General features: G+C 36.9%; 14 protein-coding genes. 11 read left to right on the plus strand and 3 right to left on the minus strand.

All coding sequences use genetic code 11. The features are described 5' to 3' along the window. Window positions 1-211: 211 nt before the first annotated feature. The gene (locus FTU19_RS14685; protein ID WP_163169824.1) at window positions 212-514 is read right to left on the minus strand and encodes a hypothetical protein; all 303 of its coding nucleotides are present in this window, start codon (window positions 512-514) and stop codon (window positions 212-214) included. Between the two features lie 211 nt (window positions 515-725). Here FTU19_RS14685 and mobQ (FTU19_RS14690) point away from each other — a divergent pair, with 211 nt between their 5' ends. The 5 genes from mobQ (FTU19_RS14690) to FTU19_RS14710 all read left to right on the plus strand — a co-directional run bounded on the left by mobQ (FTU19_RS14690) (window position 726) and on the right by FTU19_RS14710 (window position 7,328). Continuing rightward, a complete protein-coding gene (mobQ, locus tag FTU19_RS14690; RefSeq protein ID WP_004870770.1) occupies window positions 726-2,378 on the plus strand; it encodes a MobQ family relaxase in 1,653 nt (550 codons plus the stop codon). 711 nt (window positions 2,379-3,089) lie between these two features. Beyond that, window positions 3,090-4,031 carry a replication initiation protein gene (locus tag FTU19_RS14695; RefSeq protein ID WP_020846814.1) on the plus strand — a complete coding sequence of 314 codons (942 nt, stop codon included), beginning with the start codon at window positions 3,090-3,092 and terminating at the stop codon, window positions 4,029-4,031. Next, entirely contained in the window at window positions 4,028-4,315 is a 288-nt protein-coding gene (locus tag FTU19_RS14700; protein WP_004870774.1) for a hypothetical protein, read from the plus strand. Before FTU19_RS14695 ends, FTU19_RS14700 begins: the two co-directional genes overlap by 4 nt. A 597-nt stretch (window positions 4,316-4,912) precedes the next feature. Further along, window positions 4,913-6,388 (plus strand): ABC-F type ribosomal protection protein Msr(E), encoded by a 1,476-nt coding sequence (msr(E), locus tag FTU19_RS14705; protein WP_000052512.1) that lies wholly within the window; start codon window positions 4,913-4,915, stop codon window positions 6,386-6,388. A gap of 55 nt (window positions 6,389-6,443) precedes the next feature. After that, the gene (locus FTU19_RS14710; protein ID WP_000155092.1) at window positions 6,444-7,328 is read left to right on the plus strand and encodes an Mph(E) family macrolide 2'-phosphotransferase; all 885 of its coding nucleotides are present in this window, start codon (window positions 6,444-6,446) and stop codon (window positions 7,326-7,328) included. A 138-nt stretch (window positions 7,329-7,466) separates the two neighbouring features. Here the strand turns inward: FTU19_RS14710 and FTU19_RS14715 are convergent, their stop codons facing one another. Both FTU19_RS14715 and FTU19_RS14720 read right to left on the minus strand, forming a co-directional pair. Beyond that, a complete protein-coding gene (locus FTU19_RS14715; RefSeq protein ID WP_039090891.1) occupies window positions 7,467-7,898 on the minus strand; it encodes a hypothetical protein in 432 nt (143 codons plus the stop codon). A gap of 17 nt (window positions 7,899-7,915) precedes the next feature. Next, complete coding sequence (locus FTU19_RS14720) at window positions 7,916-8,182, minus strand: mobilization protein (RefSeq protein ID WP_088749624.1); 267 nt, start codon at window positions 8,180-8,182, stop codon at window positions 7,916-7,918. A gap of 208 nt (window positions 8,183-8,390) precedes the next feature. Between FTU19_RS14720 and mobQ (FTU19_RS14725) the strand changes: the two genes are divergently transcribed. The 6 genes from mobQ (FTU19_RS14725) (at window position 8,391) to FTU19_RS14750 (ending at window position 14,989) form a co-directional block, all read left to right on the plus strand. Further along, window positions 8,391-9,827: a MobQ family relaxase gene (gene mobQ, locus FTU19_RS14725; RefSeq protein ID WP_107111964.1), complete on the plus strand. Its 1,437-nt coding sequence runs from the start codon at window positions 8,391-8,393 to the stop codon at window positions 9,825-9,827. Between the two features lie 101 nt (window positions 9,828-9,928). After that, window positions 9,929-10,162 (plus strand): hypothetical protein, encoded by a 234-nt coding sequence (locus tag FTU19_RS14730; protein WP_068553069.1) that lies wholly within the window; start codon window positions 9,929-9,931, stop codon window positions 10,160-10,162. A gap of 202 nt (window positions 10,163-10,364) precedes the next feature. Beyond that, window positions 10,365-11,294 carry a replication initiation protein RepM gene (gene repM / locus FTU19_RS14735; RefSeq protein ID WP_068553070.1) on the plus strand — a complete coding sequence of 310 codons (930 nt, stop codon included), beginning with the start codon at window positions 10,365-10,367 and terminating at the stop codon, window positions 11,292-11,294. A 66-nt stretch (window positions 11,295-11,360) separates the two neighbouring features. Then, a complete protein-coding gene (locus FTU19_RS14740) occupies window positions 11,361-11,903 on the plus strand; it encodes a plasmid replication DNA-binding protein (protein ID WP_004896925.1) in 543 nt (180 codons plus the stop codon). 670 nt (window positions 11,904-12,573) lie between these two features. Further along, the gene (msr(E), locus tag FTU19_RS14745; RefSeq protein WP_000052512.1) at window positions 12,574-14,049 is read left to right on the plus strand and encodes an ABC-F type ribosomal protection protein Msr(E); all 1,476 of its coding nucleotides are present in this window, start codon (window positions 12,574-12,576) and stop codon (window positions 14,047-14,049) included. A gap of 55 nt (window positions 14,050-14,104) precedes the next feature. Then, window positions 14,105-14,989 (plus strand): Mph(E) family macrolide 2'-phosphotransferase, encoded by an 885-nt coding sequence (locus FTU19_RS14750; RefSeq protein WP_000155092.1) that lies wholly within the window; start codon window positions 14,105-14,107, stop codon window positions 14,987-14,989. The last annotated feature ends 415 nt before the right edge of the window (window positions 14,990-15,404 follow it).

The following is a 15,404-nucleotide window of genomic DNA, read 5'->3' on the forward strand; positions in this document are numbered from 1 at the left end:
AAAATTTAACATAAAATCTCATATACGAAATTCGGGTGTTAGAACCCATTCAAAGTGTACTCATCAGTACACTTTGAAATTTTGATATAAAAAATTTAACATAAAATCTCATATACGAAATTCGGGTATTAGAACCCATTCAAAGTGTACTCATCAGTACACTTTGAAATTTTGATATAAAAAATTTAACATAAAATCTCTTATGCGAAATTTAGGTCTTATCCCAAATAAATCCATTAAAAAGATCTTTATCTTTCTGCTTATTTTCTTCGGTCTTATTTTCCGTATTTAAAAATTGCTCAAAATCGGCTAATTGCTGCTTAAACGATTCATCATTTTTTAATTTATTTAAAGCCCAAGCTCCCAGTAGAATTTTACGTCTCGTATCATCTTTTCTTTGTTGATCAGAAACTTTCTTTTTTTCACGTGCAATGGCAGCTTTTTTCTGTTCTTTTAGCTGTCTTAAGCGTTCTTCTTGCTTTGCAATTTTTTGCTCTAAATTATCAACACTCATACCATCACCGTATCAAGGAATCCCCCTCAAGCATAGGTCTGTTTGAATTGAAATTCAAGACAGCCCATGCTATCGTGGTTTTCCCGAAGGGCGCACTTAGCCATTGGATTTCATCCAATGGTGCGACAAGGGGTAAATCCCCTTTGTAATCCCCTGACCAACATATACATGTTGGTAATTTCGATAAATCGAAATAAAGAGCAAAAGCAAAATGGCGATATATCATTTTTCAGTTAAAACGATTAGTAGAGGTAATGGACGATCGGCCGTTGCTTGTGCTGCATATCGTTCAAGTGAAAAATTGGTATGCGATTTTTATGGAAAAGAACAAGACTACACAAGAAAAACTGGTGTCGAATTTACAAAAATCTATGCACCTGAAAATACAAATACTGAGTTACTCAAGCGCCAAACACTTTGGAATGAAGTCGAAAAGGTTGAACGTAGAAAAGATGCATTACTTGCAAGAGAGTTTGAGATTGCATTTCCCAGTGAGTTAAACGCTGAACAGCGTGAAAATATGCTCAATGAACTTTGCCGAAACCTCGTTAAAAAATACGGTGTCATCGTTGATGCTGCTATTCATGCACCTCATACAGACAGTGGAAGTGATGAACGCAACTACCATGCACACATCATGTTCACAACCCGAAGTATTAATGAGCAGGGTGGCTTTTCAGCAAAAAAATATAGGGACTTCAGTCGTGACAATGGCACAGAAACTGTAAGCCACTGGAGAGAATCATTTGCAGAGTTATGCAATCATCACCTGGAACAAAATGGATTTGATGAACGTGTCGATCACAGAAGTTATGAAGACCAGGAAAGTGACCTAGAAGCAACTCAGCACGAAGGTCCTCAAGCGACATACCTCCGGAGACGAGGGATATTTACAGAAATTAGTCTGAAAAATGATGAAATTAAGCTACGTAATTTAAAAATCAAAAAGGTCATCGCACTGGATGAAAACATCAAAGTATCTGAGGATCTTGTTCAAAAAGTACGAAGTGAGCTTCAGTTTCAATACTCTCAAGCTGAGTATTCAGAAAAAACTTCTCAGAAACTTTATGAATTCCAAAATGAAGAATTATCAAAATTAACAACAAAATTAGACACGATGAGTTCTGCAATATCAGAACTACGCAAAAAAGAGCCTTTATTTTTTAAAACAAAATGGATCAATCAAATAAATGACCTGATCGACCAACACAACACCCAACTAGACATCCAAAAGCATATTTCTGGTCTTAGTGAAATAGAAAAAAAAGAGAGATATTCTGATCATTTAAATAAATGGACAGAAGAAAATCAGCTGCTCCAGCCTAAAAAGTCTTTTGCAAAATTTGACGAACCGAACATCACTGTTAAACAACGAAAACTTAATGATCAAATTTCAAATATAGATCATCAAATTTCTGAAATATCACGCAGAGAAACTGAGTATCAAGAGTATGTACGCGATCAAAGACTGGAGATCATAAATAGTTATATATTTGAAGAAGATAACTATGGAAATAAATACTTTAGTCCTCAAAATGGTGAAAAACAAAAGCGACTATATGCAGAAGAAATGGAAGATCTAAAAATCCAAGAATTGCATGCGGCTTTTACAAAAAAAATTGAGACCGAAGCGCAGCAAGAGTTTTCCCAAAAAAGAGCAATACAGCTCGAAAACGACCGAAAAGATCGTGAATCTAGAGAACAGCAGTTACGTAAAGAACGAGAGCAACAAGAACAACGCTATGCACAAGAACGAGAGCAACAAGAACATTTGGCATTTGTAAGACGCCAAGAACAAGAAAAACAGCAGAGAAATGAGCCTAAAAAGCCAGAAAATGACAATAACCATGACTACACGCCTTAGAAATCCCATTTAAGCGCAAAAAAACGGGGGTTTTAGCGACTTTTGATAGAAATACAGTAAAACTATAGTTGATAAAAATAAAATCGCTTAGAACGCAAATGAGAGCCTTTTAGCGAGTATCTACGAGCGACACAACGAAAGTTTGCTTATTCCCCCTCTGAAAAACCGTTTTTTATTGAATTACTGGGGACAGTGATTAGCGAGTGTCTACGAGCGAAGTATTGATGCTTTTGCTCGTCAAAAAGCATGAGCATAGCGAATGCATTATTCATGTTTTGCTTTTTGAATCCTTGATCATATATGCAAAAAACTGCCCCCCACGAAGCGAGTGAAACGAGCTTCAATAGAGTACGAGCTTTAGCGAGTACCAAGGGCAGTTTTAATAACTCACTTTGGAAATAAATTCCCTTTTATTCTTTTAAAAAGCTTTTAAAAGCTTTTAGACCCCCCTATAAACCACGCCTAGCAATGCTTTCAGACTTTAAAAAACTACTTTTACCGGACATTAAACTACAAATGCCGGACAAAATGGACTTAAAAAACTACTTTTACCGGACATAGAAACTACTTTTACCGGACATTAAACTACAAGAAAAAGTTTGTAGTTTTGTTAAAAAACTACAAAAATAGTAGTCAAAAAATAAACGACAATGTATGTTTAAGCTACATAAATACCAATGTAGTTAGTTAGTTTTTTGGGGTTGTAGTTATATGGACGAAAATAAAAAAACATATCCTCTGAGCTGGGTTGTTATGCAAAACAATGTTCAAGAATGCTTTAAGAGTATGAACATTGATGAAAAACGAATGTTAATACTTGCTAGCCCAATTGCTAGAACCACTGATGCAACTGAAAAAGACCGAATTATGATTACGGCAGAAGAGTTTGCTAGAGAATGTGGCATTAAAACGCATTCCGCATATACGCAGTTAGAACTAGCCAGCAAGAATCTACTTAAAAGAAATTTCTCTTATAACAATGAAAGAGGAAAAAAGGTGCTGTCGAATTGGGTGATTGATTGCACTTATGAAGACGGAGGGATAGCTATACGTTTCCCTGAAATCGTTCTACTGATGTTAAAAGAGTTTGATAAATTAAACCCTTATACAAAATATAAAAAAGATATCGTACTAAGTTTGAAAAAAGATTACTCATTCGATCTTTATCATTTAGCTAAAAAGCATCAAGCAATGGGACAATTTGAAATGTCCTTAGAACATATAAAAAATGAGCTGGGTTTGCCCAAATCTTATGACAAACTCTGTAATTTAAAAGACCGAGTAATGAAGCCTTCATTAAATGAGATTACAACTAATACAGATATTGAACTCACTTATGAAAATGTAAAAAAAGGGCGTTCAGTAGTTGGCTTTAAATTTATAGTGAAAGAAAAACCTAAGCCAAAATTAATAGCGCCTCAGCGAGATCAAAGAACTATAGATATGTTCTGCAATTTATCTGATGCTCAAATTAACAAGTACAGCACTATTTTATCTAAACTTTCTGAGCTATCAGACCTCAGTAATTTCCCAGACTACCCGACATTTGCCCTCTGGATTAGTGGCATCTTACGAGATCCGAAAAGTGTAAGAGAGGAAACAACAAAACGGATTTTTAAAGCTCTTCATAGCAAGACGGATTTTAAACCATGAGAACTAAGGCTGAATTAGATGCAATGAGTCATCAAGAACTCAAAGATTATGAGCAAAGTTTACTTGCTCTGTGGACACCAAGAATGGCTATTGAAAGTGACATTGAAAGGTTAAGCACTCATCACAGCGAATTATTAGAGGTTTTTAATCAATTAAAGAATCCGGATGCACCTAAAAATTCACGTTTAAAAGATTCAATCTTGTCTCTGAAATATAAAATCGAATCGCTTGAAGGTAAGTTGAGTGATCTTATTCAAGATAATCGCTTAAATTCTGCAGATTGAATTATTCAGTTTATTTAATCAAAATCGTGGAACATTGATTAAAGACTAGGCGTGGAACGTGAAAAGTAATAAAAAAAGCCCAGTCATTGACGACTGGGCTAGAAAATTGAAACTACAGCGTTGAATTTTCACGAGAATTATAACAAATTTCGTATAAGGTGTATTATGTTAATTTTAGAAAATCTTCACTACTATTATTTTAAAATAAGCCTTATATCCAAGCATAAAACAAGGTTGTCTAGACTTCTTTTAACAGTAAAGTTATCATAAAACTGAATTTTATTTTTTAGGTAAGTTTATGCATTCTATCCGCATTCGTTAAGACACAACTATTTGCATAGTGACACTATTTTATAATGGTGGGCTTTTGTTGTGTCTTTAAGAATATATGCGGATATATAAAGTAAAAGTATGCTTAATTTATAAGTATGCTTTTAGTGCATAGTTTCCAGTTATAACTTAATTGACTAGCTATTTGTCCACCCTGTGGATGAATAGCTTTTTTTTTGGGAGGACACTGTGATGCTAGCTTTTGTTTTCACCTAAATCCTGTTTGCTGCATAAAAAATTTCAAGAGCTAAACAGGAGTAAATAAAAATGAGTTTAATTATTAAAGCGAGAAACATACGCTTGGATTATGCTGGGCGTGATGTTTTGGATATTGATGAATTGGAAATTCACTCTTATGACCGTATTGGTCTTGTGGGTGATAACGGAGCAGGAAAGAGTAGTTTACTCAAAGTACTTAATGGCGAAATTGTTTTAGCCGAAGCGACATTACAGCGTTTTGGTGATTTTGCACATATCAGCCAACTGGGCGGAATCGAAATAGAAACGGTCGAAGACCGGGCAATGTTATCTCGCCTTGGTGTTTCCAATGTACAAAACGACACAATGAGTGGCGGAGAGGAAACTCGTGCAAAAATTGCTGCCGCATTTTCCCAACAAGTACATGGCATTCTAGCGGATGAACCAACCAGCCACCTTGATCTCAATGGAATAGATCTACTTATTGGTCAACTTAAAGCATTTGATGGAGCATTACTTGTTATCAGTCATGACCGATATTTTCTTGATATGGTTGTAGACAAGATATGGGAGTTAAAAGACGGTAAAATTACGGAATATTGGGGTGGTTACTCGGATTACTTGCGTCAAAAAGAAGAAGAGCGACAACACCAAGCCGTAGAATATGAGCTGATGATGAAGGAACGGGAGCGATTAGAATCTGCTGTGCAAGAAAAACGCCAGCAAGCTAATCGATTAGACAATAAGAAAAAAGGAGAAAAATCCAAAAACTCTACCGAAAGTGCTGGACGACTTGGGCATGCAAAAATGACTGGCACCAAGCAAAGAAAACTGTATCAGGCAGCTAAGAGTATGGAAAAGCGTTTGGCTGCATTAGAAGATATTCAAGCACCAGAGCATTTGCGTTCTATTCGTTTTCGTCAAAGTTCAGCCCTAGAACTGCACAATAAGTTCCCGATTACGGCAGATGGTCTGAGCTTAAAATTTGGTAGCCGTACTATCTTTGATGACGCTAACTTTATAATACCGCTTGGCGCTAAAGTCGCTATAACTGGATCGAATGGAACAGGGAAAACGTCCTTGTTAAAAATGATATCAGAACGTGCTGATGGATTAACCATATCTCCAAAAGCTGAAATTGGCTACTTTACACAAACAGGATATAAATTTAACACGCATAAATCTGTGCTCTCCTTTATGCAGGAAGAGTGCGAGTACACAGTTGCGGAAATTCGTGCAGTATTGGCTTCAATGGGGATCGGAGCGAATGATATTCAAAAAAACTTATCCGACTTATCGGGAGGTGAAATCATCAAACTGCTTTTATCCAAAATGCTTTTAGGAAAATATAATATTTTGCTTATGGATGAACCAGGAAACTATCTTGACCTAAAAAGTATTGCCGCATTAGAAACAATGATGAAGTCCTATGCAGGAACTATTATCTTCGTATCTCATGACAAGCAATTGGTCGATAATATTGCTGACATTATCTACGAGATCAAAGACCACAAAATCATCAAGACTTTTGAGAGAGATTGTTAATGATAGCCAATCTAATCCGAACATTAATTATTGAACTCTTTAAAGGAAATTAAAAATGACAATTCAAGATATTCAATCACTTGCTGAAGCACACGGCTTGTTGCTTACGGACAAAATGAATTTCAATGAAATGGGCATTGATTTTAAGGTCGTTTTTGCTCTTGATACAAAGGGGCAACAATGGTTGCTGCGTATTCCTCGTCGTGATGGCATGAGGGAACAAATCAAGAAAGAAAAACGCATTTTAGAATTGGTAAAAAAACATCTTTCTGTAGAGGTTCCTGATTGGAGAATTTCATCTACAGAATTAGTGGCTTATCCCATACTTAAAGATAATCCTGTTTTAAATTTGGATGCTGAAACCTATGAAATAATTTGGAATATGGACAAAGATAGCCCGAAATACATAACATCTTTGGCAAAAACCTTATTTGAAATCCATAGTATTCCTGAAAAAGAAGTTCGGGAAAATGATTTGAAAATTATGAAACCTTCAGATTTAAGACCTGAAATAGCAAACAATTTGCAGTTAGTAAAATCTGAAATTGGTATAAGTGAGCAATTGGAAACCCGCTACAGAAAATGGTTGGATAATGATGTTCTATGGGCAGATTTCACCCAATTTATACATGGCGATTTATATGCTGGGCATGTACTAGCTTCAAAGGATGGAGCTGTTTCAGGCGTTATTGATTGGTCAACAGCCCATATAGATGACCCAGCGATTGATTTTGCTGGGCATGTAACTTTGTTTGGAGAAGAAAGCCTCAAAACTCTAATCATCGAGTATGAAAAACTAGGGGGTAAAGTTTGGAATAAACTATATGAACAGACTTTAGAAAGAGCAGCGGCCTCTCCTTTGATGTATGGTTTATTTGCCTTAGAAACTCAAAATGAAAGCCTTATCGTTGGAGCAAAAGCTCAGTTGGGAGTTATATAATTTAAAAATATGATTGCTGAGAACTGCCTTGTTTTGAAACTTGGTTGGCTTTAATTAGTTTTTAGTATTCTTTATAGAAAATGCCTCGATCAAGGGGCATTTCTAACAATCATTTAACATAAAATTTCTTATGCGAAATTACATACCAACTTTAACCACATTGTGGACAGGTTGGATTTTAGAGATAAGAAAAACTTCTAGGGCATTTGCTAAATAAGCCGTATCACGCTCAAAGCCTATTGTAATGATGGATCCAGCATCTTTCAGTCTTGGATCTATCGCAATATATTCAGTTTTATCTTCATTCCATCGGCAATATTTCATTACCCTGGCGCTTAAGCCATTACCACGATAACGGCCAGCACCTCTAGAAGTCCCAACACCGATATAAGTCACTAAATCCCCTTTGACAAACGCATATACACCTTGTTTATCGTAATTAGGAATTTTTCCAAAATTAAAATGTACTGGTGACCATTCAGGAGGCTTTCCTAATAGGTCTACATTCCAGTGATGTTCGAAGAATAATTCTGTATTACGTATTAACTTATTAAGTGTTGGATCTTCCACTACTTATCCCTCAAAATTTATAAATTAAAAAGCTTTCGGTCACGCTCATCTGTTAAATACTTATCCATCTGAGCAATTAATTTAGCTCTGGCTTGTTCATCATCTTCAGTGATCTTTAGCATACAGGATCCAATTAAAATTTTGCGTCTGGTATCATCCTTTCGAGCTTGTTCTTTCTCTTTAGCACGTTCTCTTGCCAGTGCTGCCTGTCTTTGAGCCTTTAACTGCTTTAGCTTTTCTTCCTGTGCTTTGATTTTGCTGTCTAGTGTTTCAGTAACGCTCATTAATCCAATACCATCATCCTGGGAAACCATCCCTAACATAAGCGCACTTGAATATGCATTCAAGGTGCTATATGTATAGTAATGTTTTCCTCGAAGAGCGCACTTATGCAAACTTCGTTTGCAAGTACGATTGGGGTCTCCCCAATACCCCGACAACCGTATCCACGGTTGTACTTCACTACGTGAAAATTTAAAAGCGAAAATAGGCATGGCGATTTACCACTTTTCAGTCAAAACCGTAGCACGATCAGCAGGGCGTTCCGCTACTGCTGCGATTGCCTATCGGGCAGGTGAAAAGATCTATTGTGAACGTGAGGGCCGAGAACATGATTACAGCCGAAAAACAGGTGTGGAATATAAAGAAATTTATTTACCCGAAGGCGCACCAGAACATTTAAAAAACCGGGAAAGACTCTGGAACGAAGTTGAACAACGGGAAACCCGAAAAAACTCGACAGTTGCCCGAGAATTTGAAATCGCTTTTCCAAGTGAATTAAATCAGGAACAACGCCTGGCCATGCTCGAAGAGCTATGCGCCAGTATCGTGGACAGACACCAGGTAGCCGTCGATGCCTGTATTCATGCACCGCATACTGGATCTGGTAGTGATGAACGCAATTATCACGCGCATATCCTGATGAGCACACGCAAACTTACTCAGGAAGGCTTCACCGAGAAAACCCGGGAACTGGATCAGAAACACAGTGGAGAAATCGAACACTGGCGCGAACACTTTGCCGATATCTGCAATATGCACCTGGATCTGGCTGGATACACTGCCCGAGTCGACCACCGCAGCTACAAAGACCAGGAGAATGGTTTAGAAGCCACGCTGCACGAAGGGCCGAAAGTCACCGAACTGCGCCGAAAAGGGATTGAGACCGAAATCAGCCGAAGCAATGACGAAATCAAACAGAGAAATCAGGCTCAGCTGCAATACAGCAAAAATATGGATCTGCTGATTGCTGAAAATGAGATCAAACTCAGCACACTGAAAACAGAACAGCAGATCCAAATCAAAAATAGCGCTAAAACGCCACCAATTGACGAAAAAGCCCTGTTTGAGGAAAAACAGAGGGAAACCCTTGGCAAAGTGCTAAAACGCGAAATCAGCGCAAAAGACGCGAATCTAGACCTGGATTTCATGCAGCGTAATCTCAAACAAGCCGAAATAACCCTGACCAAGCACCACAAACATCAAAATGAGTTCAATCAGCAGCTTGCCCAGGAGATCGTGAAAAGCGGACTCAAGCAAAGTCATGACAAATTGCAAAGCCTGGTCGATCAACACAACGAATTAACTCAGAACAAACCCTTACTGTTTGGAAAAAAAGCCTGGGAAGCCCAACGTGATGCGATTTACCAGGAGCACAAAAAGCTGAAAGGTCAGCATGAACACCAGAAAAAACATGGTGTGAAGGATTTATTGGAAAATGACAAATTCAAAGAACATGCCTGGAAGCAGTACCAACAACAACATCCAGCCAAAGCCAAGCAATACCAGACTCTATACCCATCCTATCAAGTCATTAAAAAATGTGTGGATGAGATCAAAGCAGAACAACAGATGAAACTCAGACAGGAACAACAGCTCAAAGCACAGCAACATGCGCCTAAAATGAAATCTCGTGGCATGAGTCGCTAAACAGAGCGAGTGTCTACGAGCGAACTGAGAAAATTTGCCCATCCCTTTCCCTGATTACAAGCTCCCTATCCATCAATCACCTGCTTTACAGAGCATCCCGAATGGGTGCGAACTTTCCAAATTTGATTCCTAAACCGAGCGTAGCGAGAAAAAAAGCTCATGAGCGAAGCGAATTCCGAGCTGCTTTTGATCTTGCTTTTGCTTTTTCTCAAATTCACGAAAATATGAACCAAAAATTGCCCCGACGAATCGAGCGAAAGCGAGATTCAATAGAGTTTGAGCGAAGCGAAAACCAAGGGCAATTTTTTACTCCCTGGGCTTTTAATTATTTTTAAGCTTTTAAATGCTTTTAATTAAGCTGTAATCCTTTATTCATAATGGTTCTAGAGATATTAAAACGAGGTTTACCTTGCATTAAAACGAGGTTTACCTTGCATTAAAACGAGGTTTACCTTGCATTAAAACGAGGTTTACCTTGCATTAAGCGAGATAATTATATAACCTCGTCTTATTGAATTAAAAATATAATCTTTTCATATGAAAACAGAACTAGTTGTTAAAGATAACGCCTTAATCAATGCCAGTTATAACCTCGATCTAGTTGAACAGAGGTTAATTCTCCTAGCTATTGTTGAAGCAAGGGAATCGGGTAAAGGGATAAATGCTAATGATCCACTAACAGTTCATGCTGAAAGTTATATTAATCAGTTTGGTGTACATCGAAATACGGCTTATCAGGCGTTAAAAGATGCTTGCGATGACTTGTTTGCAAGACAATTCAGTTATCAGAGTCTTAGTGAAAAAGGTAACACTATTAATCACAAATCAAGATGGGTGAGCGAGGTGGCTTATATTGATAATGAAGCTGTCGTTAGACTTATTTTTGCCCCTGCTATTGTGCCTTTAATTACTAGGTTAGAAGAACAATTTACAAAGTATGAAATACAACAAATAAGTAATTTAACAAGTGCTTATGCTGTTCGTTTATATGAAATATTGATTGCATGGCGTAGTACTGGAAAAACGCCTCTCATAACTATGTATGATTTTAGACAAAAAATAGGTGTACTCGAGACTGAATACAAACGAATGTATGATTTTAAAAAATATGTTTTAGACATTGCATTAAAACAAGTAAATGAACATACCGATATTATTGTCAAAGTTGAACAGCATAAAACAGGTAGATCTATTACTGGTTTTTCATTTAGCTTTAAACAGAAAAAATCAGCCACGCATTCAGTCGAATCTAAAAGAGATCCGAATACATTAGACCTCTTTTCAAAAATAACAGATAAACAACGCCATCTATTCGCCAACAAGCTCTCAGAGCTTCCTGAGATGAGTAAATATTCACAAGGCACAGAAAGCTATCAGCAGTTTGCTGTACGTATAGCTGCCATGCTGCAAGATGCAGAGAAATTTAAGGAATTACTTCCTTTACTCAGAAAATTAGGATTTCAATGACATTGTTAATTGAAATTGTTAAGTTAACAGTCAGGTATTAACACAAGTTGAAAACTGGTTTACATAATGAAAAAACTGTCAGTTTCAGAGTTAGCTAAGCTTTATGGATATTCAAGACAAGCCATATATGCACATATAAACAAAGGAAATTTATCTAAAGGATCTGATGGATTAATTGACTTTTCAGAGGCCCTAAGAGTTTTTGGGGAACCACAAAAAAAAGAGGATACAGTCAATCAAAGTCAATCAATTAACAGTCAAAACTTGACAGAAGTTGACTTACTAAAACGTCAAGTTGACATACTGGAAAAACAATTAAATCAGGCAATACAGAGAGAAAATCAATCTTTAGAACGTGAATCGTTTTATCAAGAACAGATTGAAGCTATGCAGCGCTTACTAGAAGCACCAAAAGCCAATATGACTACCTTTACCGATCAGAGCTTTAAACAGGATATAGCAACGGATCCTCGGTCGGAACTAGCAACGAACTATGACGAATTGACTACTCCTCAGCAAGACAATAAGCGTATTCCTATCCCGGAGCATGTTGAACCAGAACAGAAGAAGAGAGGCTTCCTAAGCCGCTTTTTCCTTCCATATGGTTAGCCAAGACTCCAGTTTTTTGAAGAGCCAATTTCAGTGCAAGCACTTGAAATAATGACTCCTCAAAAAACCGGATGATGTTTATTAAAACTGAATAAAACCGTGGAACATCGCTCAATTAGTGATCGTGGAACATGAATAATCAATAAAAAGCCGTTCTGGTGCCCTATACTCCAGAACGGATTACGTTAATATAATGATATTTAAAGAGAAATATCAAGCATTTCGTATAAGGTGTATTATGTTAATTTTAGAAAATCTTCACTACTATTATTTTAAAATAAGCCTTATATCCAAGCATAAAACAAGGTTGTCTAGACTTCTTTTAACAGTAAAGTTATCATAAAACTGAATTTTATTTTTTAGGTAAGTTTATGCATTCTATCCGCATTCGTTAAGACACAACTATTTGCATAGTGACACTATTTTATAATGGTGGGCTTTTGTTGTGTCTTTAAGAATATATGCGGATATATAAAGTAAAAGTATGCTTAATTTATAAGTATGCTTTTAGTGCATAGTTTCCAGTTATAACTTAATTGACTAGCTATTTGTCCACCCTGTGGATGAATAGCTTTTTTTTTGGGAGGACACTGTGATGCTAGCTTTTGTTTTCACCTAAATCCTGTTTGCTGCATAAAAAATTTCAAGAGCTAAACAGGAGTAAATAAAAATGAGTTTAATTATTAAAGCGAGAAACATACGCTTGGATTATGCTGGGCGTGATGTTTTGGATATTGATGAATTGGAAATTCACTCTTATGACCGTATTGGTCTTGTGGGTGATAACGGAGCAGGAAAGAGTAGTTTACTCAAAGTACTTAATGGCGAAATTGTTTTAGCCGAAGCGACATTACAGCGTTTTGGTGATTTTGCACATATCAGCCAACTGGGCGGAATCGAAATAGAAACGGTCGAAGACCGGGCAATGTTATCTCGCCTTGGTGTTTCCAATGTACAAAACGACACAATGAGTGGCGGAGAGGAAACTCGTGCAAAAATTGCTGCCGCATTTTCCCAACAAGTACATGGCATTCTAGCGGATGAACCAACCAGCCACCTTGATCTCAATGGAATAGATCTACTTATTGGTCAACTTAAAGCATTTGATGGAGCATTACTTGTTATCAGTCATGACCGATATTTTCTTGATATGGTTGTAGACAAGATATGGGAGTTAAAAGACGGTAAAATTACGGAATATTGGGGTGGTTACTCGGATTACTTGCGTCAAAAAGAAGAAGAGCGACAACACCAAGCCGTAGAATATGAGCTGATGATGAAGGAACGGGAGCGATTAGAATCTGCTGTGCAAGAAAAACGCCAGCAAGCTAATCGATTAGACAATAAGAAAAAAGGAGAAAAATCCAAAAACTCTACCGAAAGTGCTGGACGACTTGGGCATGCAAAAATGACTGGCACCAAGCAAAGAAAACTGTATCAGGCAGCTAAGAGTATGGAAAAGCGTTTGGCTGCATTAGAAGATATTCAAGCACCAGAGCATTTGCGTTCTATTCGTTTTCGTCAAAGTTCAGCCCTAGAACTGCACAATAAGTTCCCGATTACGGCAGATGGTCTGAGCTTAAAATTTGGTAGCCGTACTATCTTTGATGACGCTAACTTTATAATACCGCTTGGCGCTAAAGTCGCTATAACTGGATCGAATGGAACAGGGAAAACGTCCTTGTTAAAAATGATATCAGAACGTGCTGATGGATTAACCATATCTCCAAAAGCTGAAATTGGCTACTTTACACAAACAGGATATAAATTTAACACGCATAAATCTGTGCTCTCCTTTATGCAGGAAGAGTGCGAGTACACAGTTGCGGAAATTCGTGCAGTATTGGCTTCAATGGGGATCGGAGCGAATGATATTCAAAAAAACTTATCCGACTTATCGGGAGGTGAAATCATCAAACTGCTTTTATCCAAAATGCTTTTAGGAAAATATAATATTTTGCTTATGGATGAACCAGGAAACTATCTTGACCTAAAAAGTATTGCCGCATTAGAAACAATGATGAAGTCCTATGCAGGAACTATTATCTTCGTATCTCATGACAAGCAATTGGTCGATAATATTGCTGACATTATCTACGAGATCAAAGACCACAAAATCATCAAGACTTTTGAGAGAGATTGTTAATGATAGCCAATCTAATCCGAACATTAATTATTGAACTCTTTAAAGGAAATTAAAAATGACAATTCAAGATATTCAATCACTTGCTGAAGCACACGGCTTGTTGCTTACGGACAAAATGAATTTCAATGAAATGGGCATTGATTTTAAGGTCGTTTTTGCTCTTGATACAAAGGGGCAACAATGGTTGCTGCGTATTCCTCGTCGTGATGGCATGAGGGAACAAATCAAGAAAGAAAAACGCATTTTAGAATTGGTAAAAAAACATCTTTCTGTAGAGGTTCCTGATTGGAGAATTTCATCTACAGAATTAGTGGCTTATCCCATACTTAAAGATAATCCTGTTTTAAATTTGGATGCTGAAACCTATGAAATAATTTGGAATATGGACAAAGATAGCCCGAAATACATAACATCTTTGGCAAAAACCTTATTTGAAATCCATAGTATTCCTGAAAAAGAAGTTCGGGAAAATGATTTGAAAATTATGAAACCTTCAGATTTAAGACCTGAAATAGCAAACAATTTGCAGTTAGTAAAATCTGAAATTGGTATAAGTGAGCAATTGGAAACCCGCTACAGAAAATGGTTGGATAATGATGTTCTATGGGCAGATTTCACCCAATTTATACATGGCGATTTATATGCTGGGCATGTACTAGCTTCAAAGGATGGAGCTGTTTCAGGCGTTATTGATTGGTCAACAGCCCATATAGATGACCCAGCGATTGATTTTGCTGGGCATGTAACTTTGTTTGGAGAAGAAAGCCTCAAAACTCTAATCATCGAGTATGAAAAACTAGGGGGTAAAGTTTGGAATAAACTATATGAACAGACTTTAGAAAGAGCAGCGGCCTCTCCTTTGATGTATGGTTTATTTGCCTTAGAAACTCAAAATGAAAGCCTTATCGTTGGAGCAAAAGCTCAGTTGGGAGTTATATAATTTAAAAATATGATTGCTGAGAACTGCCTTGTTTTGAAACTTGGTTGGCTTTAATTAGTTTTTAGTATTCTTTATAGAAAATGCCTCGATCAAGGGGCATTTCTAACAATCATTTAACATAAAATTTCATATACGAAATTCGGGTGTTAGAACCCATTCAAAGTGTACTCATCAGTACACTTTGAAATTTTGATATAAAAAATTTAACATAAAATCTCATATACGAAATTCGGGTGTTAGAACCCATTCAAAGTGTACTCATCAGTACACTTTGAAATTTTGATATAAAAAATTTAACATAAAATCTCATATACGAAATTCGGGTGTTAGAACCCATTCAAAGTGTACTCATCAGTACACTTTGAAATTTTGATATAAAAAATTTAACATAAAATCTCATATACGAAATTCGGGT

The sequence above is a fragment of the Acinetobacter sp. YH12072 genome (genome assembly GCF_013419565.1).
Classification (GTDB): domain Bacteria; phylum Pseudomonadota; class Gammaproteobacteria; order Pseudomonadales; family Moraxellaceae; genus Acinetobacter.